General features: G+C 58.9%; 23 protein-coding genes and 1 riboswitch. Of the genes, 12 read left to right on the top strand and 11 right to left on the bottom strand.

What is annotated here, in order from left to right:
• Positions 1 to 10: 10 nt before the first annotated feature.
• Positions 11 to 2,407, bottom strand: a complete 2,397-nt coding sequence (locus tag AC2CHD_RS20005) for a putative bifunctional diguanylate cyclase/phosphodiesterase (protein WP_484555048.1) — start codon at positions 2,405 to 2,407, stop codon at positions 11 to 13.
• Positions 2,408 to 2,451: 44 nt separating this feature from the next.
• Complete coding sequence (locus tag AC2CHD_RS20000) at positions 2,452 to 2,979, bottom strand: putative pterin-binding protein (RefSeq protein WP_229449957.1); 528 nt, start codon at positions 2,977 to 2,979, stop codon at positions 2,452 to 2,454.
• A 274-nt stretch (positions 2,980 to 3,253) separates the two neighbouring features.
• Here AC2CHD_RS20000 and AC2CHD_RS19995 point away from each other — a divergent pair, with 274 nt between their 5' ends.
• Positions 3,254 to 3,610: a 6-pyruvoyl trahydropterin synthase family protein gene (locus AC2CHD_RS19995; protein WP_229449956.1), complete on the top strand. Its 357-nt coding sequence runs from the start codon at positions 3,254 to 3,256 to the stop codon at positions 3,608 to 3,610.
• Positions 3,611 to 3,674: 64 nt separating this feature from the next.
• Here the strand turns inward: AC2CHD_RS19995 and tlpA are convergent, their stop codons facing one another.
• Positions 3,675 to 4,358: a thiol:disulfide interchange protein TlpA gene (tlpA, locus tag AC2CHD_RS19990; RefSeq protein WP_484555047.1), complete on the bottom strand. Its 684-nt coding sequence runs from the start codon at positions 4,356 to 4,358 to the stop codon at positions 3,675 to 3,677.
• 32 nt (positions 4,359 to 4,390) lie between these two features.
• Here tlpA and argH point away from each other — a divergent pair, with 32 nt between their 5' ends.
• From argH to AC2CHD_RS19970, 4 genes are all read left to right on the top strand, one after another.
• Positions 4,391 to 5,812: an argininosuccinate lyase gene (gene argH / locus AC2CHD_RS19985; protein WP_484555092.1), complete on the top strand. Its 1,422-nt coding sequence runs from the start codon at positions 4,391 to 4,393 to the stop codon at positions 5,810 to 5,812.
• Positions 5,813 to 5,848: 36 nt separating this feature from the next.
• A complete protein-coding gene (lptM, locus tag AC2CHD_RS19980; RefSeq protein WP_113153139.1) occupies positions 5,849 to 6,052 on the top strand; it encodes an LPS translocon maturation chaperone LptM in 204 nt (67 codons plus the stop codon).
• A 74-nt stretch (positions 6,053 to 6,126) separates the two neighbouring features.
• Positions 6,127 to 7,398, top strand: coding sequence for a diaminopimelate decarboxylase (gene lysA / locus AC2CHD_RS19975; protein WP_484555046.1), 1,272 nt, complete (start codon positions 6,127 to 6,129; stop codon positions 7,396 to 7,398).
• Between the two features lie 122 nt (positions 7,399 to 7,520).
• Positions 7,521 to 10,106: a TIGR02302 family protein gene (locus AC2CHD_RS19970; protein ID WP_484555045.1), complete on the top strand. Its 2,586-nt coding sequence runs from the start codon at positions 7,521 to 7,523 to the stop codon at positions 10,104 to 10,106.
• A 46-nt stretch (positions 10,107 to 10,152) separates the two neighbouring features.
• On the opposite strand, the gene AC2CHD_RS19965 is transcribed toward AC2CHD_RS19970, so the two are convergent.
• The 3 genes from AC2CHD_RS19965 to AC2CHD_RS19955 all read right to left on the bottom strand — a co-directional run bounded on the left by AC2CHD_RS19965 (position 10,153) and on the right by AC2CHD_RS19955 (position 11,844).
• Positions 10,153 to 10,518 (bottom strand): response regulator, encoded by a 366-nt coding sequence (locus tag AC2CHD_RS19965; protein ID WP_484555044.1) that lies wholly within the window; start codon positions 10,516 to 10,518, stop codon positions 10,153 to 10,155.
• Between the two features lie 71 nt (positions 10,519 to 10,589).
• Positions 10,590 to 11,144: a hypoxanthine phosphoribosyltransferase gene (gene hpt, locus AC2CHD_RS19960; RefSeq protein ID WP_229449950.1), complete on the bottom strand. Its 555-nt coding sequence runs from the start codon at positions 11,142 to 11,144 to the stop codon at positions 10,590 to 10,592.
• A gap of 67 nt (positions 11,145 to 11,211) precedes the next feature.
• Positions 11,212 to 11,844 carry a hypothetical protein gene (locus AC2CHD_RS19955; RefSeq protein ID WP_484555043.1) on the bottom strand — a complete coding sequence of 211 codons (633 nt, stop codon included), beginning with the start codon at positions 11,842 to 11,844 and terminating at the stop codon, positions 11,212 to 11,214.
• Between the two features lie 169 nt (positions 11,845 to 12,013).
• Between AC2CHD_RS19955 and ftsE the strand changes: the two genes are divergently transcribed.
• The 4 genes from ftsE to AC2CHD_RS19935 all read left to right on the top strand — a co-directional run bounded on the left by ftsE (position 12,014) and on the right by AC2CHD_RS19935 (position 15,346).
• Entirely contained in the window at positions 12,014 to 12,673 is a 660-nt protein-coding gene (ftsE, locus tag AC2CHD_RS19950) for a cell division ATP-binding protein FtsE (protein WP_223021660.1), read from the top strand.
• Entirely contained in the window at positions 12,666 to 13,655 is a 990-nt protein-coding gene (locus AC2CHD_RS19945; protein ID WP_484555042.1) for a cell division protein FtsX, read from the top strand. Before ftsE ends, AC2CHD_RS19945 begins: the two co-directional genes overlap by 8 nt.
• A 163-nt stretch (positions 13,656 to 13,818) precedes the next feature.
• Positions 13,819 to 14,466 carry a YdcF family protein gene (locus tag AC2CHD_RS19940; RefSeq protein ID WP_229450102.1) on the top strand — a complete coding sequence of 216 codons (648 nt, stop codon included), beginning with the start codon at positions 13,819 to 13,821 and terminating at the stop codon, positions 14,464 to 14,466.
• Positions 14,467 to 14,536: 70 nt separating this feature from the next.
• Positions 14,537 to 15,346, top strand: a complete 810-nt coding sequence (locus AC2CHD_RS19935; protein WP_484555041.1) for a lysophospholipid acyltransferase family protein — start codon at positions 14,537 to 14,539, stop codon at positions 15,344 to 15,346.
• Here AC2CHD_RS19935 and AC2CHD_RS19930 read toward each other — a convergent pair.
• Positions 15,343 to 15,876, bottom strand: coding sequence for a gamma-glutamylcyclotransferase (locus AC2CHD_RS19930; RefSeq protein ID WP_229449946.1), 534 nt, complete (start codon positions 15,874 to 15,876; stop codon positions 15,343 to 15,345). The two genes, AC2CHD_RS19935 and AC2CHD_RS19930, sit on opposite strands and share 4 nt — an antisense overlap.
• 75 nt (positions 15,877 to 15,951) lie before the next feature.
• Between AC2CHD_RS19930 and AC2CHD_RS19925 the strand changes: the two genes are divergently transcribed.
• Positions 15,952 to 16,947: a DUF2125 domain-containing protein gene (locus AC2CHD_RS19925; RefSeq protein ID WP_484555040.1), complete on the top strand. Its 996-nt coding sequence runs from the start codon at positions 15,952 to 15,954 to the stop codon at positions 16,945 to 16,947.
• A 3-nt stretch (positions 16,948 to 16,950) separates the two neighbouring features.
• Here the strand turns inward: AC2CHD_RS19925 and AC2CHD_RS19920 are convergent, their stop codons facing one another.
• Together AC2CHD_RS19920 and hisC are read right to left on the bottom strand one after the other, a co-directional pair.
• Positions 16,951 to 17,886 (bottom strand): prephenate/arogenate dehydrogenase family protein, encoded by a 936-nt coding sequence (locus AC2CHD_RS19920; protein ID WP_484555039.1) that lies wholly within the window; start codon positions 17,884 to 17,886, stop codon positions 16,951 to 16,953.
• Between the two features lie 3 nt (positions 17,887 to 17,889).
• Positions 17,890 to 18,990 (bottom strand): histidinol-phosphate transaminase, encoded by a 1,101-nt coding sequence (gene hisC, locus AC2CHD_RS19915; RefSeq protein WP_229449943.1) that lies wholly within the window; start codon positions 18,988 to 18,990, stop codon positions 17,890 to 17,892.
• Between the two features lie 117 nt (positions 18,991 to 19,107).
• A riboswitch (SAM riboswitch) is annotated at positions 19,108 to 19,185 on the top strand.
• 53 nt (positions 19,186 to 19,238) lie between these two features.
• Between hisC and metA the strand changes: the two genes are divergently transcribed.
• Together metA and AC2CHD_RS19905 are read left to right on the top strand one after the other, a co-directional pair.
• A complete protein-coding gene (metA, locus tag AC2CHD_RS19910) occupies positions 19,239 to 20,159 on the top strand; it encodes a homoserine O-acetyltransferase MetA (RefSeq protein WP_484555038.1) in 921 nt (306 codons plus the stop codon).
• Positions 20,160 to 20,346: 187 nt separating this feature from the next.
• Entirely contained in the window at positions 20,347 to 21,312 is a 966-nt protein-coding gene (locus AC2CHD_RS19905) for an omptin family outer membrane protease (RefSeq protein WP_484555037.1), read from the top strand.
• A 22-nt stretch (positions 21,313 to 21,334) separates the two neighbouring features.
• On the opposite strand, the gene AC2CHD_RS19900 is transcribed toward AC2CHD_RS19905, so the two are convergent.
• The gene (locus AC2CHD_RS19900) at positions 21,335 to 21,670 is read right to left on the bottom strand and encodes a DUF1330 domain-containing protein (RefSeq protein WP_484555036.1); all 336 of its coding nucleotides are present in this window, start codon (positions 21,668 to 21,670) and stop codon (positions 21,335 to 21,337) included.
• A gap of 63 nt (positions 21,671 to 21,733) precedes the next feature.
• A complete protein-coding gene (locus tag AC2CHD_RS19895) occupies positions 21,734 to 22,819 on the bottom strand; it encodes an NAD(P)H-dependent flavin oxidoreductase (RefSeq protein WP_484555035.1) in 1,086 nt (361 codons plus the stop codon).
• Positions 22,820 to 22,821 lie beyond the last annotated feature (2 nt).

The following is a 22,821-nucleotide window of genomic DNA, read 5'->3' as shown; positions in this document are numbered from 1 at the left end:
TGGAAACCACTCAGGCCGCGTAGCGCCTGCGTTTGTGTTCATCGAGAAATTCAGGGATGTCCTTGGCAAGGATCGGCTTGCTGAAAAGGTTGCCCTGCGCCTCGTCGCAACCCATCGCGCGGATGATGCGCAGTTGCTCTTCCATCTCGACACCTTCGACGACCGTCGTCATGCCCAGTGTGAAAGCCAGATTGACGATGGTCTGTACAATGGCGGCCTGATCCGCGCTCTTTGTGATTTCCTTGATAAACAGCCTGTCGATCTTCACCTTGTCGAAAGCGAACTTTTGCAAATAGCTGAGCGATGAATACCCGGTGCCAAAATCGTCAAGCGATATGCGCGTACCGAGCTGGCGCAGCCGCCGGAGGTCTGCATGCAGTTTGCGGTTGTCCTCAAGCAGAAGTGTTTCCGTGATCTCAAGTTCGAGCCTGTGCGCCGGAGTGTCGGTGTCCACGAGTACACGCGCTACGGTTTCGACAATATCATCCCGTTTGAACTGCATCGGAGACAGATTGGCAGCGATGCTGATGTCGTCGGGCAGAGATTTCATCTCCAGACAGACTTGCCGCAAAACCCATTCACCCAATTGAACGATGGCACCGGTATCTTCCGCGATCCCAATGAATTCATCCGGCGGAACGGGGCCATGAACAGGGTGGGTCCATCTCAACAGGGCCTCGAACGTCGTCACCTTGTTTGTCCCCAACCCGATGATCGGCTGGAACACGAGATGGAATTGTTCGTCCAGATTGGCTGAGCGAAGTTCGGCCTCAAGCGCTCTGCGTCGCTGCAGCCGCTTGTTCATCCCATCCTCATAGAACCGGAACACCCCACGGCCATCCCCCTTGGCCTGGTAAAGCGCCACGTCCGCCTGCATCAAAAGGTCGTCCGCCGCTTCGCCCCCCGGAGCGGCGACTGCAATACCCACACTCGCGCCGGTCAGCACCTGATGCCCTTCGATGATATAGGGTTCATCGAGTGCATCGATGAGGCGTTTGGCAAGACTGCTCGCCTGCTCAGGCTTTTCGATGTTGCCCTGAACCACAACAAACTCATCACCGCCAAGGCGCGCCACCGCATCTGCCTCGCGCACCGTGTTGCGAATCCGCCCGGCCACTGCTCGTAGCAATGCATCGCCGACGGGATGCCCGAGCGTATCATTGATGCTCTTGAAATTGTCGAGATCGACACACATCACAGCCGTGGAGAAACCGCGTTCATTGCTGCTGGCAAGTATCTCCTCCAACTGCTCGCGCATCATCAAGCGGTTTGGCAGGTCTGTCAGCGTATCGTGACGGGCCATATAGGCGACCTGAGCCTGCGCCTTGTGGCGTTCGGTTATGTCTTCATAAGTTGCCACCCAGCCACCGCCTCGCATCGGCTGGTGCGAAATGAGGATGGTGCGCCCGTCTCGCAGTTCCTGTGTCAGCGTGTCGGATCGATTCTGCTCGATGAGCAGCGTTTGGAGCTGCGCAAGCTGCTCCGCTTCCTCCTCCGCGCTTGCACCAGCCTCGACCATATGAGCGATCAGCGCGTTTAGTGATGTTCCAAGCTTGAGTTGCTCCGGCGTCAGCCCGTAAATTCGCTCCATTTTCTGATTGCTGACGATAAGCTTTCCCTCGGCATCGAACATGCAAAGACCGTGGGACATGTTGTTCAGCGCTGTGTTGAACAGCAGGTTCTGGGTAATCAGTTCCTCATTCGCCCGCCGTGCGGCATGCGCGCTGTCGCTCAATTCCGCGCTGGTGCGCAAAAGGTCTTCATTGGTCGCCTTGAGCCGCTGCTGAACACTGATCTGCAGCCGGTGTTGCCACCTCAGCATTGCGATGAAAATAAAGCCGGTTATGACGAGCGAAAGCGCCAACGCGGAAAACAGCCAATGAAGCCGGAGAAGCTCGCCCTGGTCCTTGGCCTGTGCTGTCGCACCATATTCGTTCGCCTTCGACGCCAGCGCCACCATCTTGCTTTCCAGTGGAGCCGTCAGATCGAGCGCCAGCTGGGCGTTCTCAGGTTGATCGATATCATCGATGAAGCCGCCGATCTGGCGCAACGCCGAAGCGAGTTGCTCCACCGTTTCCTGGTTTTCAGGCATGACCGAGACAAAGTTTACAAACTCACCCTGCTCGAAAAGGCTGAGCCTGCTCACCATGATCTGGTAGCGCAGTTCCACATCCTGCTTGCTGGCCTGCGGCGGCTCAATCAGTATGGCTGCCAGCCTCTGCCGGAATCGCAAAAGCTCATTCATGCCCTGACTGGCGCTATAGGCGATGTTATAGCGAAAGATCTGCGTCAGAGCTTCCTGACGCTGAAAAACCAGGACCGAAATGTAGAGCGCCGCAACGGCCAGGGCGACCATCCCTATGGACAGCACTGTCTGCACCACGCGCGATGCTGTGCGGCGCCTCATTTTTCTTATCTCCGGGTCCGACATGGGCAAAGCCTGTCAGACGCCTACCGGACGGTAAAGCGTCGAACCTGCCAAACGGAACGCGAGTAGAATTTCTGCGTGTTGAGTTCCGGATCGGAATCGTAGGGATAGATGATAAAGAGCGGCCCCTTGTCGCTGATCGGCATGTAATTCCCATCCCGCTTATAGGCGAGAATGGTGCCATGGGCTGCAAAATCAGCGATCGGTACCGGTGCCTGGTAATCATTGAGCGCGGTAACGACCACCTCCTCACCGTCCGCCTTGACGAGAGCCATCAGCTCGGAGAGCAATGCCCCTTCAAACTCAACAGCACCGTCGAACCATGGAGTGCTCGTCCGAATTTTGGCCGACTTCAGCGCTTCAAGCATCGCAAGGTCGAAATCGGCAACACCGTCACCGTTGGTTGCGCCGATATTGCCGTCGATCGTCAGAATGACATCGCCTTGCGGCTTTGGCAGGGCGGCGTCCTGAGCGAAAGCGGGAGTGACAAACGAGAAGAGCAGTATTGCTGCAACCGCAAACCAGCCTCCCGCGAGCTTTTTATTGTACATTTTTGTGCCTCTTTACTGGCGTAAACCCCAACGCGGCTAATCATAGTGTCGGCTAACCAAACAACAGGTTAACGGCGAGCTGATTTGCAACACACATCGCCCGCGATTGACACACCCCCCGACCGATGACAAAGCTCTGGACTTAGAGGACTATACATCAGGCACGCCGGCTCGCATAACGGCGGCTGGTCCAAACAATTCCCGACGCGGAAGACTGCGGGAAGTTCAGACACCCAAAAGCAAGAAATATCTTTTTAGATCAGGGGTTTAGGAAGTGGAAACGTACAAAGAGTTCACGTTCGAGGCAGCGCACAAACTGGAGCCCTATTCAGGCCTCCACGGTCATTCCTTCAAGGTCTCTGTCCATCTCGTCGGCGAGCCGGATCCCGTCTATGGCTGGGCTGCCAACCTCTACGAAGTAGAAAAGCAAATCGACGAGATACATAAAATTCTCGACCATACTTATCTCAATGACATCGAGGGCCTCTCCGTGCCTTCGCTCGAGAACCTGGCCAAGTGGATCTACGACAAGTTAGCGGAGAAATCCCCGGCTCTCCACCGCGTGGAGCTGAAGCGGGGCGCCGAGGGACAGGCCGAAGGGTGTATCTATCAGCCTGCCAAAGCCGCTTAGGCAATTCTGACAGCCGTTTGACTTCTGCCAGGGATTTCGGGGAGCGATGCTCCCCGGTTACACGTTATTGGTCCGGGTTCGATAGAGCCCTATCCACCAGGCGCTCGGCATCCGGGCTTGCCCATTCCGCTGGGCCGTTCATATGCGCCAGCAGGCATCCGTCTTCGCCAATCAGCAGTGTTACCGGCAGCCCCAGTGCCAATCCCTGGCTCTTCAGATCATTGAAAATCTTCATGGAAGCGTCCCGGTAATAGGAAAGCGCCTCGATCCCGGTTTCCTGCAGGAATGCGGTAGGCTTTTCATCATCGCCCCGATCCACGTTCACCGCCACCACCTCGAACCTGTCGGAGCCCTTTGCGGCCTGCAGCGCATCGAGTGCCGGCATTTCCTCCCGGCAGGGCGTGCACCAGGTGGCCCATAGGTTCATCAGCACCACCTTCCCCGTAAAATCCGCCACTGTCATCGGGTTACCGTCCGGCCCATTGAACCCGAGATTCTTGAGGGATCGAGGCGGATCGGCGGCAAGCATTGCCGCGACGTGACCCGTTGCCGCATCGCCCACTGCTTTGGCCAGGGCCTGCTTTGCAGAACAGGCTGCATCACCGGCTTCTGCAACAATCGGCGTCGCCGCCGTGTTGCCATCCAGCCCGCCCTTCACGTATACCGCAAGCGCACCCGCAATGGCGCCCGCGGCGACAGCCAGGACGACCAGACGGAGTGCCGGGAATTTTTGTTTCTGCTTCGACATTCTTCTTTCCACACTAGCGCCCGGTTATCATGATGAGCGAAGACCAAGCCAGCAACCGCATGTGGGGTGGACGTTTTGCCTCAGGACCCGATGCCGTCATGGAGGCAATCAACGCATCCATCGGTTTCGACAAGAAGCTTTACGCCCAGGACATCCGCGGCAGTCTGGCCCATGCCGCAATGCTGGCGAAGACTGGCATAATTTCGGCGGAAGACGAAAAAAAGATCGTTCACGGGCTGAACACGATCCTGTCAGAGATCGAGGCTGGCAAGTTCACCTTCTCCGCACAGCTCGAAGACATTCACATGAATGTCGAGGCGCGGCTGGCGGAGCTGATCGGTCCCGCCGCCGGCCGCCTGCACACGGCGCGTTCGCGCAATGACCAGGTGGCGCTCGATTTCCGGCTCTGGGTGAAGGAAGAGCTGCTGCGCATCGATGCCGCTCTTGGTGGTCTCATCGAAGCGTTTCTCACCCGTGCCGAAGAGCACGCCGCCAGCGTGATGCCGGGCTTCACGCATCTCCAGTCGGCGCAGCCGGTGACGTTCGGCCATCATATGATGGCTTATGTCGAGATGTTTGGCCGTGACCGTTCGCGCGTGCGCGACGCCATCGAGCGGCTGGATGAAAGCCCGATCGGCGTGGCTGCCCTTGCCGGCACCGGCTTCCCGGTCGACCGTCACATGACAGCCGAAGCGCTCGGCTTCCGTGAACCGACACGCAACTCCATCGATACGGTCTCGGATCGGGATTTCGCTCTCGAATTCCTGTCGATCTCAGCCATCTGCGCCACACATCTCTCGCGTCTGGCCGAGGAAATCGTCATCTGGTCGACGCCGCAGTTCGGCTTCGTGCGCCTGTCGGACTCCTTCTCCACCGGCTCCTCCATCATGCCGCAGAAGAAGAACCCGGACGCCGCCGAGCTGATCCGCGCCAAGACCGGCCGCATCAATGGCGATCTCATTGCCCTTCTGACAGTCATGAAGGGCCTGCCGCTTGCCTATTCGAAGGACATGCAGGAAGACAAGGAAGCCGTCTTCGACGCTGCCGAGACACTCGACCTCATGCTGGCGGCGATGACCGGCATGGTGGGCGACATGGAGGTCAACACGGCGGCCATGAAGAAAGCTGCCGGAGCGGGCTTCTCCACCGCCACCGACCTTGCCGACTGGCTGGTGCGCGAGGCGGGCCTGCCGTTCCGCGAGGCGCATCACGTGACAGGTCGCGCCGTCGCCCTTGCCGAAGAAAAGAAGTGCGGGCTGGAAAAACTTGCGCTCGAAGACCTCAAGGCAATCAACCCGGCTATACACGAAGGTGTGTTCTCGGTTCTCTCGGTCGGAAATTCCGTAAAGAGTCGAACGTCTTTCGGAGGAACAGCGCCTTCCGAGGTACGTCGTCAGATACGCTACTGGAAGAAACGTTTGAAACGGGATGCAACCCCCGGCAAAAAGCGCTAAAACGCAGCGCACGCACTTTCGAGGAATGGAACGCTCATGACGGCCCGCCGCACGCTCACCCTTGTCATGCTCGGTCTCGCGCTGGGCCTTGCCGCCTGCGGGCGCAAGGCACCGCTTGATTCGCCCTACGAGGCGGCAGTGGATGCGCGCAAGGAAGCTGAGCGAAACGACCAGCCCGTACCGCCGGCACCAGAGAAACCGGTCGAGGATCGTCCATTCATTCTCGATGGTCTTCTCTAGAACAGAGCCGAAAGGGCCTGCGCCGCGCGGCGGCGCAACCCCGCGTCCAATCGCACAGCCGAAAGTATCCTGCCGTGAATCATTTCGAGTATCGTGACGGCGTCCTGCATGCCGAAGACGTGTCGGTGCCCGCCATCGCGGAAACCGTCGGCACCCCGTTCTACTGCTATTCCACGGCAACGCTGACGCGCCACTACCGTGTCTTCTCGGAAGCCTTCGAGGGGCTCGACGCGCTCGTCTGCTACGCCATGAAGGCGAACTCCAACCAGGCTGTTCTCACCACGCTCGCCCGCCTCGGCGCCGGCATGGACGTGGTCTCCGAAGGCGAGTTGCGCCGCGCGCTGGCCGCAGGCGTGCCTGCCAACAAGATCCTGTTTTCCGGTGTCGGCAAGACCGCGCGCGAAATGGACTTCGCGCTCCAGGCCGGCATCCTCTGCTTCAACGTCGAATCGATGCCCGAGCTCGAGCAGCTTTCGGCGCGCGCCACCGCGCTGGGGCTGACGGCCAATGTATCGCTGCGCATCAACCCGGACGTCGACGCGAAAACACACAGGAAAATCTCCACCGGCAAGGCCGAGAACAAGTTCGGAATCAGTTGGAAGGACGCCCGCGCCGCCTATGCGCGGGCCGCGGAGCTTCCGGGCCTCAAGGTAACTGGCATCGACATGCATATCGGCAGCCAGATCACCGAGCTGCAGCCCTTTGACGATGCTTTCGCTCTGCTGACGGAGCTGACCGAAACCCTGCGCGCCGACGGCCACGCCATCGAGCATGTGGATCTCGGCGGTGGTCTTGGCGTTCCCTACGCGGAGGATGGCGACCAGCCGCCCCTGCCCGACGCCTATGCCGAGATCGTGCGCAAGCACATGAAGAAACTCGGCCTGAAGGTCATGCTCGAGCCGGGCCGTCTGATCGCCGCCAATGCCGGCATCCTCGTCTCTGAAGTGATCTATGTGAAAGAAGGCGAAGCGAAGAACTTCGTCATCGTGGACGCTGCGATGAACGACCTCATCCGGCCCACGCTCTATGAAGCCTTCCATTCGATCAGGCCGGTTTCCGAAGCTCGGCAGGATGCGGGAACCATGATCGCCGACGTGGTGGGTCCGGTTTGCGAAACCGGCGATTATCTCGCGCTCGACCGCAAGCTTCCTCTTCTCAAAGCAGGTGATCTCATCGCCATTGGTTCTGCCGGCGCTTATGGCGCTGTTCAGGCCAGCACCTACAATTCGCGCCCACTGGTGCCAGAAGTGCTCGTGAATGGCGACCAGTTCCATGTCATCCGGGCCCGCCCCAGCCATGAAGAGCTGATCGGCCTTGATTCGATCCCGGATTGGCTCACGGATTGAAACGGCACTTGGCGCGGATCACAATTTCGCGTGCCGCCTCGCCTTCGCCCGGTTTGCTGCTATCCTTGTAAAAGGTAGGGCGCACGATTCACGTGCGCTACGGCACCTTGCTGAGAGCGTCTATGGCTGAATTAACTCCAGGGCATGAACGCACACCCGGCCGCTTCGTTCGGCTGGCACGCACCCGTTTCGCTACGCGCCTGATCATGGTCATGGAGCGGTTCTGGCCGCGCATCCTGCCTCTCCTGGTCGTCATCAGTCTGTTCATCAGCATCTCCTGGCTGGGCCTCTTCAGACTGATGCCCGACGCAGTTCGCTATGGCGTTGCCGCAAGTCTCGCTCTGCTTGCTGTCGCTTCATTCTGGCCTCTGCGAAGCTTCCGCCGCCCCACCTCCGCCGAGATCGACAAGCGCATTGAGCGCGCAAACCAGTTGGTGCATGAGCCTGTCGCCGCCCAATCCGACCGCCTCGCGGGAAATCGGGACGGGTTTGCCGAAGCGCTTTGGCGGGAACACCAGAAGCGGATGGCTGGCAAGCTCGACAATATCCATGGCGATCTGCCCAGAACGGGAGTGCCGGAAAGAGACCCGTGGGGTCTACGCGCCGCCGCTGCCCTGCTTCTGGTAACCGCTGCGGCCTTCTCCAGCAGCCCCTATGGCGGCAGCGTTCTGGACGCCTTCCGGACACATGGTGGGGCCGAAGTCGTACCGCCGCGTGTCGACGCCTGGGTCACCCCACCCGCCTATACACGCCGCGCCCCGATCTATCTTACGGCAGAGGCAAATCGCGACACAGAGCGATTTACCGTTCCGCAGGGCAGCATACTTGCGCTCCGCGTGACCGGTGGCTCCGGATCCGAAACCCTCTCCTACCTCACCACGGACGATGCAGAAAGCCTGATCGACCCAGAAGGCGCTTCCCAGAGCGAAGCTCTGTCGACAGACACATCCGCCCGGCGTTTTGCCGCAACATTGACGGAAGACGGAAAATTGCGTCTGAAGCGCGACGGTCAGGAGATAGAAGGCTGGCTTTTCTCGGTTACGCCGGACAATCCACCGGAAATACGCTTTGCAGAAGACCCGAAACGCGCTGTAAACGGCGCTTTGGAGCTCGCTTACGAAATTGAGGATGACTACGGACCGGCGGAAGCGCGGGCGATTTTCGAACAGGCCCGCAATGCCCCCGATGCCCGACCGCTATACAGTGCCCCTGACCTGCCTCTCACGCTGCCGCGCCGCGACGGCCGTACAGTGGCCGCAAAAACCTCGCGTGATCTCACCGAACACCCATGGGCCGGCAGTACCGTAAAGATGCGCCTACACGCCATCGATGATGCCGGTCAGGAAGCGCAAAGCGAGACAAAGCTGTTCGCTCTGCCTGAACGGACTTTCACCAATCCTCTCGCCAAAGCCTTGATCGAGCAGCGACGGACGCTCGCACTGGATGCCAATAAAAAGCCCCGCGTGCTGGCGATGATGGACGCGGTCATGACCTGGCCTGAAGAAACGCTGAAAGATCTGTCCCAATTTCTCGGCATCTCCGCCGCACGCTCCAGGTTGGAAACCGCGCAGACAGACGAACAACTTCGCGATGTCGTCGACTACCTTTGGGAGATTGCCCTCATCATCGAAGATGGCGACCTGACAGCGGCTGAAAAACGTCTGCGGCAGGCGCAGGAGGCTCTGAAGAACGCATTGGAAGAAGGCGCGAGCGAAGAGGAAATCGCCCGTCTTATGGATGAGTTGCGAAGCGCCATGCAGGAGTTCCTCCGTGAATTCGCTGAGCGTGCACAGCAGAACCCGAACATGGCGCAGCAATTGCCGGAGAATAGCCAGATGCTGAACCAGAACGACCTGGATCGCATGCTCGATCAAATCGAGGAACTGGCCAAGTCCGGAGCCCGCGACCAGGCTCGGGAGCTGCTTTCGCAGCTCGAAAACATGATGAACAATCTGCAAGCCGGCCGGTCCCAGCAGGGCCAGTCTGGCAACCAGCAATCAGAAATGCGCCAGCAGATGGACGAGCTTGGCAATCTGATGCGTCGCCAGCAGGAACTGATGAACGAAACCTTCCGCATGGACCAGATGCAGCGCGGGCAACGAAATCAGCAGGGACAAGAGGGCCAGGGCGAGCAGGGTCAACAAGGCGAGCAGGGTCAACAGGGCCAGGGTAACGGCCAGCAGCCCGGTGACGGCCAGGGCATGTCACCACAGGAGTTTGCCGATGCCATGCGCGGCTTGCAACAGGGTCAAGGGACGCTCCGGCAGGACCTGGAAAGCCTGATGCAGGGGCTCGAGGGGCTGGGCATCAGGCCGGGTGAAGGGTTCGGCGAAGCCGGCGAAGCCATGGGTCAAGCCGAAGGTGCGCTTGGAGAAGGTGAAGGCGAGCAGGCTGTCGGCGAGCAGGGACGCGCGCTGGAAGCGCTGCGTCGAGGCGCTCAGGACATGATGAACCAGTTGCAGCAGGCCATGCGCGGCGAGCAGGGCGGCGGTGAACAGGGTTTTCGACAAAGCAACAATGGACGCGACCCGCTCGGACGGCCGCAGGCAACCACGGGCCCGGATTTTGGCGATTCGGTCGAGGTTCCCGATGAGATCGACACCCAACGCGCGCGCCGCATTCTGGAAGCAATTCGCAAACGCCTCGGTGATGCCTTGAGCCCTGCACTTGAAAAGGAATATCTGGAGCGGCTGCTCGACATGCAGTGATCCGCCACGGGGACAGATCATAAGGCGCCCTATCTACCCTGAACTGTCAGGCAGCCAGTGCTTCGCCAACGCGCTGGCGAAGCTCACTCAGCGTGAAGGGCTTGTTCACGACACCCGAGACCGTGCCTTCAAGCTCCACCGCCCGTTCGCGCTGGTCCGCGTAGCCGGTCATAAGAAGCAGCCGAAGTCCAGGAAACGCGTCTGCAACGGCGCGCGCCATCTCAATGCCATCCATTGCCGGCATACGGATATCCGACAGGACAAGATCGTAACTTCCCGCCGTGGCATTGATCTTCTCAAGCCCCTCAAGACCATCACCCGCGGTCTCCACGGTATGACCTGCGGCACTCAAAGCGCGGGCAGTAAAATTACGGACGGACTCATCGTCCTCGACGATCAAAAGCTTAGCCATGGCCTGTTTTCACCTGATCCGATTACGCTTCGGTAAACGAGCCAGCCATCACTTGTTTAAAATATCGCCGCTCAGCTATCGCTCTCGGCATCGCCCTTGACGACACCCACGAATGGCAACTCACGGAAAGCGTGGGCTACATCCATGCCATATCCGACCACAAAATAGTCAGGGCATTCGAAGCCGACAAACTCGGCATCGACATCTGTCTGGCGCCGCGAATGCTTGTCCAGAAGCACAGCAATGGAAACCGACTTGGCTCCCCGCGAAAGCATCAGTTCCCGCGTATGCTTGAGTGTCTTCCCCGATTCCAGAATATCGTCGATGAGCAACACGTCGCGCCCGCTCACATCATTGTCGATATCACGCAGCACCTTGATTTCGCCGCTCTCCGTTCCGGTGCCGTAGCTGGAGATCATGATGAACTCCACTTCCGGTGAAATGCCGACATCGTGCATGGCCCGGATCAAGTCCGCTGCAAAGATGAAAGAGCCCTTGAGCACGGAGATGACAAGCAGGTCCTCATAGTCGCGCGAAGCGATGTCCTTGGCGAGCTCCAGATTACGCCTGGCGATCGTCGAGGCTGAAAACAAAACCTCGATTTCCTTGCCGCGAACAACAGGCATGGGCGGCGAACTCCTGTCAGGGCACTTCCGGTAATCTTCGATAGCCGGAACCGCGAAACCAGATAATCTATGACGTGTGAAACGTCACAGAGACGGACTTGATCCCTTCCCTAGGCGCGACAAGCCGGCTGGAGAAGGGAAAGCGCGCGCCCGGGCCAAGATGCTGGGTGTTTGTCCCCAGAAAATAGCGCGTTGTCGAGCCGTTTTCCGTGAGAACGTTGATCGAGATCTGCGGAAGCAACACGAGACCATCGCCACCGTTGAGCGCGGCCCCGTCAACGATGAGCATGGCACTGTCTCCCTGCCGCTCCACCCGTGATGTCACATCGACAAGCTGAAGAACCTGTTGAGGCTGCCGGGTTGCAAGAACATTCAGTTCCCGAAAGAGGCTGTGCCCTCCGGATATCCAGAAGGCTCCGGCCGTGATCAAAGCCCCGAACATCCAGAAGGCCGGCCCGGCACGTGAGGTTGTCTGTCGGGTAGTCTGACCGCCCGGCCTAAGCATATCAAGGCCCGCCACGACTGGATCAGCAGACGGTGTGGATGGCGATGCAGAGACGGTACGGGCGGTGGAAACAATGGTTTCGAAGTCAGCATCGACAGTGTCACACGATGCCGCGCCCCGGGAGTGCGTTTGCCGCATCCGGTCGGGCATCATGATCTCACCCGAAACGGGGCGTGAGCTGTCAGAGTGCCTCATGCAGGCAGACTGTCCTTTCGTGATCCACCTTTCCGGGGTAAATGGAAATGGTTAATGCTTCGCCATCACGCATACCAAGCAAGAGTTAACTTGCTATTAACCATGCGGGTTGATGGTCTGGCAGCATGCGTCCAGGCAGCGTCCGCCACTCACAGAACGCAGGTTCCACGTGATTCGATTTGAAAATGTCGGCCATAGGTATGGGATGGGTCCGGAAATTCTCCGTGACGTCTCCTTTCACCTGCCCGAACGTTCCTTCCAGTTTCTCAGCGGCCCCTCGGGCGCAGGCAAAACAACGCTGCTGCGCCTGCTGTTCATGTCTTTGAAGCCGACCCGCGGGCTCATCACGATTTTCGGCAAGGATCGCTCCGCGATCACGCGCACCGAACTCCCGCTCCTCCGGCGCAATATTGGCGTCGTGTTCCAGGACTTCCGTCTCCTCGACCATCTCACCACCTACGAGAACGTAGCGCTCCCTCTGCGCGTACGCGGGCGGGAGGAATCCACTTATCGCAGCGATGTGATTGAGCTGTTGAAATGGGTGGGGCTGGGTGAGCGCATGCATGTCCTGCCACCCATTCTATCAGGCGGAGAGAAGCAACGCGCAGCCATCGCCCGTGCGCTTATTGAGCAACCGCGCATCCTTCTGGCCGATGAGCCGACCGGCAATGTGGATCCGCAACTGGCTCGCCGCCTGCTTCGGCTTCTCATCGAGCTGAACCGTCTCGGCACCGCCGTTCTTATCGCCACCCACGATCTCGGCCTGATGGATCAGGTGGATGCACGCCGCATGGTTTTGTCCGGCGGAAGGCTCGAAATCTATGACTGAGACCAAGCGCCTTCTGAAAAATCTCGGCACACGCATCAGTTCTGGCGCGCGCGGGGCGGTCTCTCGCAAGCAGATGCCCATCGTGCCTCCGGACAATGTGGCCGGCCGCGCCATGGTTCTTGTCATAGCGATCATGACATTTCTGTCCTGTCTCACGCTGGGCGCGGTAACCCTCGTGCGGGATACGGCGGCAACCTGGCAGACGCAGATCGCCCGCGAGGCGACAATTCAGATCAAGCCGGAGGAAGGGCTGGATATGGCATCCGCCCTCGCCCAGGCGCGCGATATTGCTGCAAGCTATCCTGGCGTCGTCGATGCCACTGTCGTCGATGCTCAAGCCACCGCCCGACTTCTGGAGCCATGGCTTGGGACGGGTCTCGACATCGAAAGCCTCCCCGTACCGCGACTGGTGATCGTGACCATCGATCCATTGTCGCGTCCCGACTTCGCCGCTATGCGCTCGCAATTGCAGGAGACCGTGGCAAACGTCACACTGGACGACCATCGTACATGGGTTGACCGATTGGTAGCCATGGCCCGGACCACGGTCACAATCGGTATGTCAGCGCTCGCCCTCATGCTTTCGGCGACAGCTCTGACCGTGATCTTCGCCACCCGTGGCGCCATGGCGGGAAACGGCCACATTATTGAAGTGCTGCATTTCGTCGGCGCGGAAGCGCCATTCATTGCCTCCCAGTTCAGACGCCATTTCCTGCTAGCCGGCATGAAGGGCGCAGCCGCCGGAGGAATCGGTGCGATCCTCGTTTTCGTCGGCTTTTACTGGTGGTCTTCCCGGAACATGGCCACTCCGGAAGCCGATCAGGCTACTGCGCTTTTCGGAAATTTCGCGATTGGCCCCTCAGGTTATATCGGGGTTGGCGCCATTGTCGTCGTTATTGCTGTTCTGACCGCTGCGACCACGCATGTCACCGTGCTATCCTATCTGAAAAACGTGGACAGCACTCACCCCGACAGCATGTAGGGCTCAACCGCATGTAGAGAGAAAGCGGCTTTCGCTTGTTGACCAGTACCTCGTCGACTATCCATTGCCGCAATTTATGGCTAACCATCACACCATGACACAAGAGCGCCAGAGCGGCCTCGACGGCCCGGAAATGCCTCCGCCACGCGGCAGCCGGTTTGGCATGCGCCGTGTGGTCCGGCTTGCTCTCTTGGTTTGCCTTGTTGCAACCTCTGCCTTCATTGCCGGCTTCGGGTTATTCGCCGATCATATTGGGCACCTTTCGGCCCCGCGCGATATCGACGATGCTGATGGCATCATCGTTCTGACCGGCGGACAGTCCCGAATAGATGCAGCGGTAAGCCTGCTCAAAGCCGGCAAGGGAAAAAGACTGTTGATCAGTGGGGTGAACCCCGTGGCACGAGCGGATGATCTGCGCATTGCGACCGGCAGCGAAGCGGAACTTTTCGATTGTTGCGTCGACATCGACCATGCGGCACTCGATACGATCGGCAACGCCGAGGAAAGTGCCAAATGGGTTCAGGCCAACGCGTATAGCAGCATCATCCTCGTAACGAACAACTATCACATGCCGCGCAGCCTCCTGGAGATGCAGCGGCTGCTGCCGGATTCGAAGGTCTATCCCTACCCCGTCGTCAACACCCCGCTCGACAACGGCGCTTGGCTCGCCAAGCCCGACGCGCTTCGCGTTCTTGCGACCGAGTATACCAAATATGTGGGAGCTCTTGTTCGCGAGGTTATTCCGCTGCCTCGCAACACTGGCGTGAGCACTCATGCGAAGCTTACGAAAGCGACTGTGCATCACGACTGACTTCCTCAGCGCTTTGCCTCACCGTCCTGTTGATGTAAGAGCCTCGCAAGACACCCAACGGGCCACCGTCATGCTCTTTATCCGTTCTGCCGTTTTCAACCTCGTTTTCTATCTGAACCTGATTGTTCAGATGTTGTTCTGGACTCCCCTGTTTTTCCTCTTGCCACGCAAGAAAGCCTGGTTCGTGCCAAAATTCTGGGCCGCTTCCAGCCTGTGGTTGCAGCGGGTCATTACGGGTGCGCGATCCGAAATCACTGGCCTTGAAAACCTGCCTGACGGTCCCTGCATCATCGCTCCAAAACACCAGTCGTTCTGGGATACGATTGCCTTCCTGCCAAACATTCCTGACGCACTCTATATTTTGAAGCGGGAGCTGGTCTGGATCCCGTTTTTCGGCTGGTACGTGGCGAAGATGCGCATGATCCCGATCAATCGCGGCAGCCGCACCAAAGCGCTGAAGCAGGCTGTTAAGTCAGCTCACGAACTGATGAAAGACAACCGTCAGCTCATCATCTATCCGGAAGGCACCCGCCGTCCGCCGGGGGCCGAGCCAGCCTACAAATACGGTATTGTTGAACTCTACGCCCAGCTCGGTGTCCCCGTGGTGCCGGTCGCACATGCTGCGGGACTTTTCTGGCCCCGGCGCAAATTCCTGCGCCATCCAGGGCTCATCCGCGCTCGTTTTCTGCCACCGATAGAGCCAGGCCTTCCACGTGATGTGTTTCAGGAACGTCTGGTCAGGGAAACCGAAACCGCCTGCGACGAGATGCTGGTGGAGGCCGCAACTTCTCCCAATCCGCCGCCTCTACCCGAAACCGCTCGCCGGCGTTTGAAAGAGCTCGGTGTTGTGAAGCCATCAAGCACAAGCCAGACCAGCTAGACTGCTCCGGCCACCGTGTCGAGACGCGCCGCTACGGCTTCGAGCCAGTGATCGCGAATGTCGAGTGCCTTTAGATGCTCGACGGTGTTGCGGACATACTCCACATTGGGTCCCGATTGCCCGACAGATGCGTGAACCTGCCGCGCCGCATGGTCGATGTCGAGACTGCCCGCATACTGGCCATGGCTGCGATCGACCACATAGGTAAGTGCAGTCACTGACGCTCCGCCGGCCAAGCGGATACCAACCCGGCGCTCCAGATAGACGTTGGTGACAAGTTCCCGTTCCCGAAGATAACCGACCACCTCACTTTCCAGCTCCCTGGGAACCCGAAAGGCTAGTCCGAGGCAGGAACCGCCACGATCGAGGCCCAACACGAGCCCCGGGCGATCTGGAGTGCCACGATGAACATGGGAATAAATGCACAGAGCACGGCGATAGCCGTATAGCCTCGCCTTGCAGGTTTCTACATGCGCAAAACCCGGGCGCCACATCAGCGATCCGTAGCCAAAGACCCAAAAATCGTCCATATCGCCTGCCCAATGCTTGAAAGGGTGCTGCCGTCTCGCCATGACTAGAGGCGAACGGGTTAACCGGAGGACCACATGCCGTCAAGAAAACGCGCGGGACGCAGCTTCAGTCGCCGCTTCATACTGTTTGCGCTTTTCATCATTCTGGCGATCCTGGCTTATACCGGTGTCTGGTTCTACGCCGCCGACACACTGGAACGCCGCACCATAACGGCCATCGAGAATTTGAACGTCGGCCATCAGCGCGCAAACTGCGAAGAGCCCACAGCGCGTGGCTATCCGTTCCGCATTGGCCTTTTCTGCCGAAGCGTGTTCTACGAGGATGGCAAAAACGGCATTTCCATCAGCACCGGCGCGTTCCGCTCGGCAGCACAGGTCTATCAGCCAATGCGCACGGTCGGCGAGCTTGATGGACCTGCCCGCATTGCGACACCCTATCTCCCGGCCATTGAGGCCGCCTGGGAAAACATGCGCGTCAGCGCGCGCCTGACGACAAGCCTGCCTGAACGCATTTCCAGCGAGGCAAGAAATGTTGTCCTGACACTCGATGACGAGAGCCGCCAGCCCATCGCGCGCGCAGAATCGCTTCAGGCCCACACGAGGCAAAACGGGCGCGATCTCGACATTGCCGTCATTGCCCAGGCTCTAACAATCGATCCAGAGTTCACAAATGGCAGCGCGATGCCGGCTCTCGCTGGCGAATTGCTTCTGACTGTCGACGATGGCGTGTCCCTGGCTCGCTTGAATGCGCCCGGATTGCGTGGGCGTTCGGGAACAATTGAAAACCTTAGCCTGAAGATCGCGGGTGGAGAAGCCGGCCTGATCCTGAAGGGGCCCGTCCGCGTTGCAGAGAATGGGCTGCTCAATGCCGAACTGCGTGTGACGGTCAGCGAACCTCAGAGGATCGCGCAACTCGTTGGCACGATGCTGCCGGAAATGCGCGACGAGATCGCTGGAATTACGGCAGGGCTCGCCAATCTGGGCACGGCACCGACCCTGCCGGTAAACATTCGCCAGGGCCGCGTTTTCGTCGGCTTTCTGCCGCTCGGATCGATCCCGCCCGTCCAGTAGCGCTTATGGCTTTTCGGGATGGGCCAATGCGTGCCGGCCGAAGTCCGGCACGTCGATATCCTGGCCCGCTTCGATGATGGAGCGCCGTATCGCACGGGTCCGTGTAAACATCTCGAAGAGTTTGTCGCCGTCGCCCCAGCGGATCGCACGCTGAAGCGCGGAGAGGTCTTCGGAGAAGCGTGCGAGCATCTCCAGAATGGCATCGCTGTTATGCAGGCACACATCCCGCCACATCGTCGGATCGGAGGCTGCAAGCCGCGTAAAATCACGAAAACCGGATGCCGAGTATTTGATGACTTCCGACTTGGTCACCGCTTCCAGATCGTCCGCTGTGCCAACGATGTTGTAGGCGATGATGTGCGGCAGATGCGAGACGATGGCAAGCACCATGTCGTGATGCTGCGGGTCCATGCTGTCGACCATGGCGCCACACCGTTCCCAAAAAACCGTCAGCAGCGAAAGCGCGTCGGGATTGGTGTCGGGAAGCGGCGTGAGAATGCACCAACGCCCTTCAAAGAGGTCTGCGAAACCGGCATCTGGACCGGAATCCTCCGTGCCCGCAATCGGATGCCCGGGGATGAAATGGACGTTGTCAGGCAGGTGCGGCTGCATCTGCGCAATCACAGACGCCTTGGTTGAGCCCACATCCGTGACAATCGCCCCCGGTTTCAACCCGGGTGCGATGGCTTGGGCAACCTCACCGGAAGCACCCACGGGAACCGAGACGATCACCAGATCGGCATCTCGCACTGCTTCGGCAGGATCCTGCTCGTAGACATTACCCAATTCCAGTTCGCGCGCTCTGGAGAGGGTCTTTTCGCTCCGGCTTGAAATGGCGACGGTTGATGCAAGACCGCCATGCCTGATCGCTCTCGCCAGCGAGGAACCGATCAGGCCGATGCCGACCAGCGCGATCTTTTCAAAAAGTGGGTCAGGCACAACTCAGCTTTCCATGAAATCCTTGAGCGCGGCAACAACGCCGCGATTGGCCTCTTCCGGGCCGACGGTCAGGCGCAATGCATTGGGAAACCCATAGGGCACCACCCTGCGCAGTATATAACCGCGAGACCCGAGGAAAGCGTCGGCATCGGCAGCCGACTTGCCGCCATTCTCGGGGAAATGGATCAGCAGAAAATTACCGACGCTGGGCGTAACGCGCAGACCAAGCTTGCCGAGCTCCTCCACGAGCCATGCACTCCAGGTTTCGTTGTGCGCAACAGCCCGTTCCACATGCGCCTTGTCGCGGATTGCGGCTGCACCCGCCTCAATGGCCAACGCATTGACATTGAAGGGGCCGCGCACCCTGTTCACCGCATCCACCACATGAGCCGGCGCATACATCCAGCCAATGCGGAGCGCCGCCATGCCGTGAATTTTCGAGAATGTGCGCGTCATCACGACATTCTCACTCGACGAAACCAGCTCAATGCCGGACTCGTAATCATTGCGGCGCACATATTCGGCATAGGCCGCATCCAGCACGAGCAGCACATTCTTCGGCAGGCCTGCCTGCAGACGGCGCACCTCATCCACCGGCAGATAGGTGCCGGTGGGGTTGTTGGGATTGGCAAGAAACACAATGCGCGTCTTGTCCGTCACCGCCGCCAGAATGGCATCCACGTCCGCACGCTCTTTGTCTTCCTTCACCACCACCGGCTTGCCACCGGCGGCAAGCGTCTGGATACGGTAGACAAGGAAACCGTGCTCGGTGAAAATCGCCTCATCGCCGGGCTTGATATAGGTCTGCGCCAGCAGGCCAAGAAGCTCATCGGACCCGTTGGAGCAAAGAATGTTGGCCGGGTTCAGGCCATGCGTCTCCGCAATGGCATTACGCAGCTTTGCTGCCGATCCGTCCGGATAAAGCTCCAGATGCCCCATCGCTTTGGAAATCGCCTCGACAGCCGCAGGCGAAGGCCCGAGCGGAGATTCGTTCGAGGAGAGCTTCCACACCTTCGTCGCACCTGGCGCGCTCTCGCGGCCGGGCACATAAGCGGCGATATCCATGACACCGGGCTTCGGTTCGGGACGGACGGACGTGCTCATTGAATGGTCCTGTTTTGAAAAACGGTTGAACGGATCCTCAACCCTTCGGAGAAAATCCGTCCGTTGCTTTAGACCATGACGGCGATTGACGCAAAGAAAACACCATCCTAAATAAAGGCCTCTCTTCGTGGTGATTTGGCCGGTCGGCTTGCAGCCACGTAAAACAATTCGCTAAAAGGCCGTGCGAAGCAGAATTTGCTGAGACCGGTCGCGATTTCGCCGCCGGTCTTTTTTGTTGGAGCAAAACGATGCCGATCAAGATACCCGACCAGCTTCCCGCCCGCGACGTTCTCGTGCGTGAAGGTGTGTCCGTGATGGACGAGCAGACAGCGCTGCGGCAGGACGTCCGCCCTCTGCAGATCGGTCTCCTCAATCTTATGCCCAACAAAATCCGGACCGAAACCCAGTTCGCCCGCCTGATTGGCGCCTCACCTCTGCAGGTGGAATTGACCCTCGTGCGCATCGGCAACCATCGCGCAAAGAACACACCGGAAGAACACCTCATTTCCTTCTACCAGACGTGGGAGGAAGTGCGTGACCGCAAGTTCGACGGCTTCATCATTACCGGTGCGCCCATCGAGCTTTTGCCCTTCGAAGAAGTTACCTACTGGAGGGAGCTCGAGGAGATTTTGGATTGGACTCTAACCAACGTCCACTCTTCATTTTTTATTTGCTGGGGAGCCATGGCGGCTGCCTGGCATTTCCATCGCATTCCCAAATACACACTGGAGAAGAAGGCTTTTGGCGTCTTCCGGCACCGCAACAACGCGCCCGCCTCACCTTTCCTCGCCGGTTTCTCCGATGATTTTGCAATTCCCGTTTCACGGTGGACCGAAGTCCGCTCTTCAGACATCCCTGCTGATCGCGGCCTTCAGGTGCTCATGGAATCGGACGTCACCGGCCCGTGCCTCCTGACAGAAGAAACCGGCAATCGGCTCTATATGTTCAATCACATCGAATACGATTCCACCTCGCTCAAGGAGGAATATGACCGCGATGTTGCAACAGGAACCGAGATAGCCGTCCCGCATGGGTATTACCCGGACGACGATCCGAGCCGTCCGCCGCTCAACCGCTGGCGCTCACACGCGCACCTGCTCTTCGGCAACTGGATTAATCAGGTTTATCAGTCGACGCCTTATGAGCTTGAACAGATCGGTCAGCGCTAGTAAACGCACACCGCTCCTTTCGTCCTATAGGTTGCCAGACGCGCGATAAAAACAGCGGGTCGAGAAGGAGCGACTACTCGAAATACAACTTATTATTGCATACTATAATAATACACTAAAAAATTTAAGACAGTGATTTGATTGAGCTTTTTCAGCAGCTCTTGATTTCGACAATGGATAGCAACCGATGCACAAGTTTTTCATTTCTACAGCTTTTTTAATTTCCGTTCTGCCGACATCGGCACCTGCGGCCGATCTAGCAATCCCCGACAGGCTAGAGGTGACCTCGCAGGACCGTGCAATCACCTTCATCGGAGGCGTAGGCTACACGTTCCTCGAGGCTGAAGAGATCGTCTACGATTCTGTCGGAAATCGCATCAGCGCGCTTTTCTGGGAGAGTGAAGCGCCTGTGCTGACCGGGGGCTTACGTGCGCGCCTTGCAGGCCCATGGACATTGGCGGCCAATGCGACAGTAGGGTTATCCGGGAACAGCCGAATGGAGGATTACGATTGGCTCGATGCGTCGCCAAGCTATGCCTTCAACGACTGGAGCGATCGCTCCGTTCACCCTGATACGGATCTGGACCATTATTTCACCGGTGATATCGCACTCGGGCGGGATTTCGAGATCCGGGATTCAGTCACTCTTAATCTGCATGGCGGCTTCAAATATACGGATGTCAAATGGACCACTTTCGGTGGATCGTTTGTCTACAGCGAAGAAGGTTTCCGTGACGAACAGGGCGACTTCCGCGACGGTGAACGCGGCATCTCTTACCAACAGAAGTTTCCCGGAGTGTTTATTGGAGCAGAAGCCACTTCCAGGCACAAAGGCTGGACCTTTTCCCTCCAGGCACGTGGCGGTCTGAATTTCAAGGTCGAGGACGAGGACCACCACTGGTCGCGCGACCTTCGATTCAACGGTGATTTTGGCACCCTGCCATTTGTGTCTTTATCTGGACGCGTAGAACACAGCATCAACGGGAATGCGAGCCTGTTTCTCGCTGGAAGCTTTGATCAACACTTTGATAGAATAGGCGATGTGCGGATTTCGGAAATCGCTTCGGGCGCACCGGTCGAAGCAATCCGAAATAGTGGGGGCCTGGGGTTCCGTGCAATCACGCTCTCTGGCGGTTTCAAGATGAGGTTCTGAGCCAACCCAGGCCCGGCGGACTTCACGCTTCTTGGACTGCGATCAGAATATCGCTCGCCTTATGGCCGGGATCGACCCCATCAATCAGCAGGATGTCGCCATCCGCGTGATCACTGCGTAAGCGCTTGATGACCTGATAGGCTGAAGACGCATACCAGTCGTCGGCGTTTTGACGACTAGGGAAGGCGATCACGATCAGATCGCCCTCCCAATTCCCTTCCTTCACGTCCGGTCGAGCGCCATGGATGATGAATTGCCCGCCAAACGGCTCCAGCGTTTCATCGATACGCTCCAGATACTCGATGATGGCCGGGCCCAATACGACATTGCGAAGATGACCGATGGCATAAGCTTGCATGGACGGCACCCCTCTCTCAGAAACTGTTGAGAGCACATTGGAGTGCCTTCCGAAGGTATCCAATTACCCCAGAGGTAAAGGCTGTCCTCGAAGGAGTTTCTCCGCATCACGGGCCAGTTTGACGGTCAGCTCGCCAGCCGGCATTGGAGCGGAAAGAGCCGCTGCCTGCCCCGCCCAGAGCGGCGAAAAATCACTCACACCCGCCTTCTCGGCAGCCGCGCGCAATGGCCCTACAGCAGCCGTCGCCAAAGGAAAGGCCGGAGCCTCCTTGCTCATTGGGCCTACTTCGGTGACATAGCGGTTCAGCAACCCTCGGGCTGGGCGCCCGGTAAACACATTGGTGAGCACCGTGCGATCGTCCCGTGCCAGCGCCAGCGCATCCCGATGTCCCGGGCTGGTCAGCGCCTCCGGCGACTGTAGATACGCCGTGCCCACCTGCACGCCCGACGCACCGAGCATGAAGCAAGCGGCCACCGCCCGGCCATCGGAGATTCCGCCTGCCGCAATCACAGGAACGGAGACCGCATCCACCACCTGTGGCACCAGCGCCAGCGTTCCCGGCTGCGTGGCGATGTCCGGCTCGAGAAAAACACCTCTGTGGCCTCCGGCTTCCGCGCCTTGCGCGATGATGGCATCGCAGCCGTTTTCTTCCAGAAAGCGTGCTTCCGCGACGGTCGTGGCCGACGCTATGATCTTTGCACCTGCTGCCCGCACACGCTCCACCAGGCCGGTGTCCGGCAAACCGAAATGAAAACTTACCACCTCCGGGCGGAATTCCTCCACAATGGCGCAGCTTTCCTCGTTGAACGGGTTTCTACCCGCACCAGCGGGTGCCGCATCCGGATCGATGCCGAACTCGGAATAATATGGTCTCAATCGCTCGCGCCACGCCGCTTCCCGTTCTGCATCGGGCGTCGGTGGCACATGGCAGAAGAAGTTCAGATTGACTGGCCTGTCCGTGCGCTGCCGGATAACCCCCATTTCAGCGCGGATCTTCTCCGGCGTCAGCATGGCGCAGGGCAAAGAGCCAAGTCCGCCAGCCGCGCTCACCGCAATGGCGAGCTCTGAGCCAGCTGACCCTGCCATCGGCGCGAGAAGAATGGGCAGCTCGATCCCAAACAATTCGGTGATTCGCGTATCCCTCGCCATCG

The organism is Nitratireductor sp. ATLC21, from assembly GCF_057196525.1.
The sequence above is the reverse complement of the archived record's forward strand: the minus strand, read 5'-3'. Positions and strand labels throughout refer to the sequence as shown.

What these genes read in the sequence shown, in the direction of transcription:
- AC2CHD_RS20005 (WP_484555048.1), bottom strand. Translation starts at nt 2,407, where the DNA reads ATGAGGCGCCGCACAGCATCGCGCGTGGTGCAGACAGTGCTGTCCATA.
- AC2CHD_RS20000 (WP_229449957.1), bottom strand. Translation starts at nt 2,979, where the DNA reads ATGTACAATAAAAAGCTCGCGGGAGGCTGGTTTGCGGTTGCAGCAATA.
- tlpA (WP_484555047.1), bottom strand. Translation starts at nt 4,358, where the DNA reads ATGTCGAAGCAGAAACAAAAATTCCCGGCACTCCGTCTGGTCGTCCTG.
- argH (WP_484555092.1), top strand. Translation starts at nt 4,391, where the DNA reads ATGAGCGAAGACCAAGCCAGCAACCGCATGTGGGGTGGACGTTTTGCC.
- lptM (WP_113153139.1), top strand. Translation starts at nt 5,849, where the DNA reads ATGACGGCCCGCCGCACGCTCACCCTTGTCATGCTCGGTCTCGCGCTG.
- AC2CHD_RS19970 (WP_484555045.1), top strand. Translation starts at nt 7,521, where the DNA reads ATGGCTGAATTAACTCCAGGGCATGAACGCACACCCGGCCGCTTCGTT.
- AC2CHD_RS19965 (WP_484555044.1), bottom strand. Translation starts at nt 10,518, where the DNA reads ATGGCTAAGCTTTTGATCGTCGAGGACGATGAGTCCGTCCGTAATTTT.
- hpt (WP_229449950.1), bottom strand. Translation starts at nt 11,144, where the DNA reads ATGCCTGTTGTTCGCGGCAAGGAAATCGAGGTTTTGTTTTCAGCCTCG.
- AC2CHD_RS19955 (WP_484555043.1), bottom strand. Translation starts at nt 11,844, where the DNA reads ATGAGGCACTCTGACAGCTCACGCCCCGTTTCGGGTGAGATCATGATG.
- AC2CHD_RS19945 (WP_484555042.1), top strand. Translation starts at nt 12,666, where the DNA reads ATGACTGAGACCAAGCGCCTTCTGAAAAATCTCGGCACACGCATCAGT.
- AC2CHD_RS19940 (WP_229450102.1), top strand. Translation starts at nt 13,819, where the DNA reads ATGCGCCGTGTGGTCCGGCTTGCTCTCTTGGTTTGCCTTGTTGCAACC.
- AC2CHD_RS19935 (WP_484555041.1), top strand. Translation starts at nt 14,537, where the DNA reads ATGCTCTTTATCCGTTCTGCCGTTTTCAACCTCGTTTTCTATCTGAAC.
- AC2CHD_RS19930 (WP_229449946.1), bottom strand. Translation starts at nt 15,876, where the DNA reads ATGGACGATTTTTGGGTCTTTGGCTACGGATCGCTGATGTGGCGCCCG.
- AC2CHD_RS19925 (WP_484555040.1), top strand. Translation starts at nt 15,952, where the DNA reads ATGCCGTCAAGAAAACGCGCGGGACGCAGCTTCAGTCGCCGCTTCATA.
- hisC (WP_229449943.1), bottom strand. Translation starts at nt 18,990, where the DNA reads ATGAGCACGTCCGTCCGTCCCGAACCGAAGCCCGGTGTCATGGATATC.
- metA (WP_484555038.1), top strand. Translation starts at nt 19,239, where the DNA reads ATGCCGATCAAGATACCCGACCAGCTTCCCGCCCGCGACGTTCTCGTG.
- AC2CHD_RS19905 (WP_484555037.1), top strand. Translation starts at nt 20,347, where the DNA reads ATGCACAAGTTTTTCATTTCTACAGCTTTTTTAATTTCCGTTCTGCCG.
- AC2CHD_RS19900 (WP_484555036.1), bottom strand. Translation starts at nt 21,670, where the DNA reads ATGCAAGCTTATGCCATCGGTCATCTTCGCAATGTCGTATTGGGCCCG.
- AC2CHD_RS19895 (WP_484555035.1), bottom strand. Translation starts at nt 22,819, where the DNA reads ATGGCGAGGGATACGCGAATCACCGAATTGTTTGGGATCGAGCTGCCC.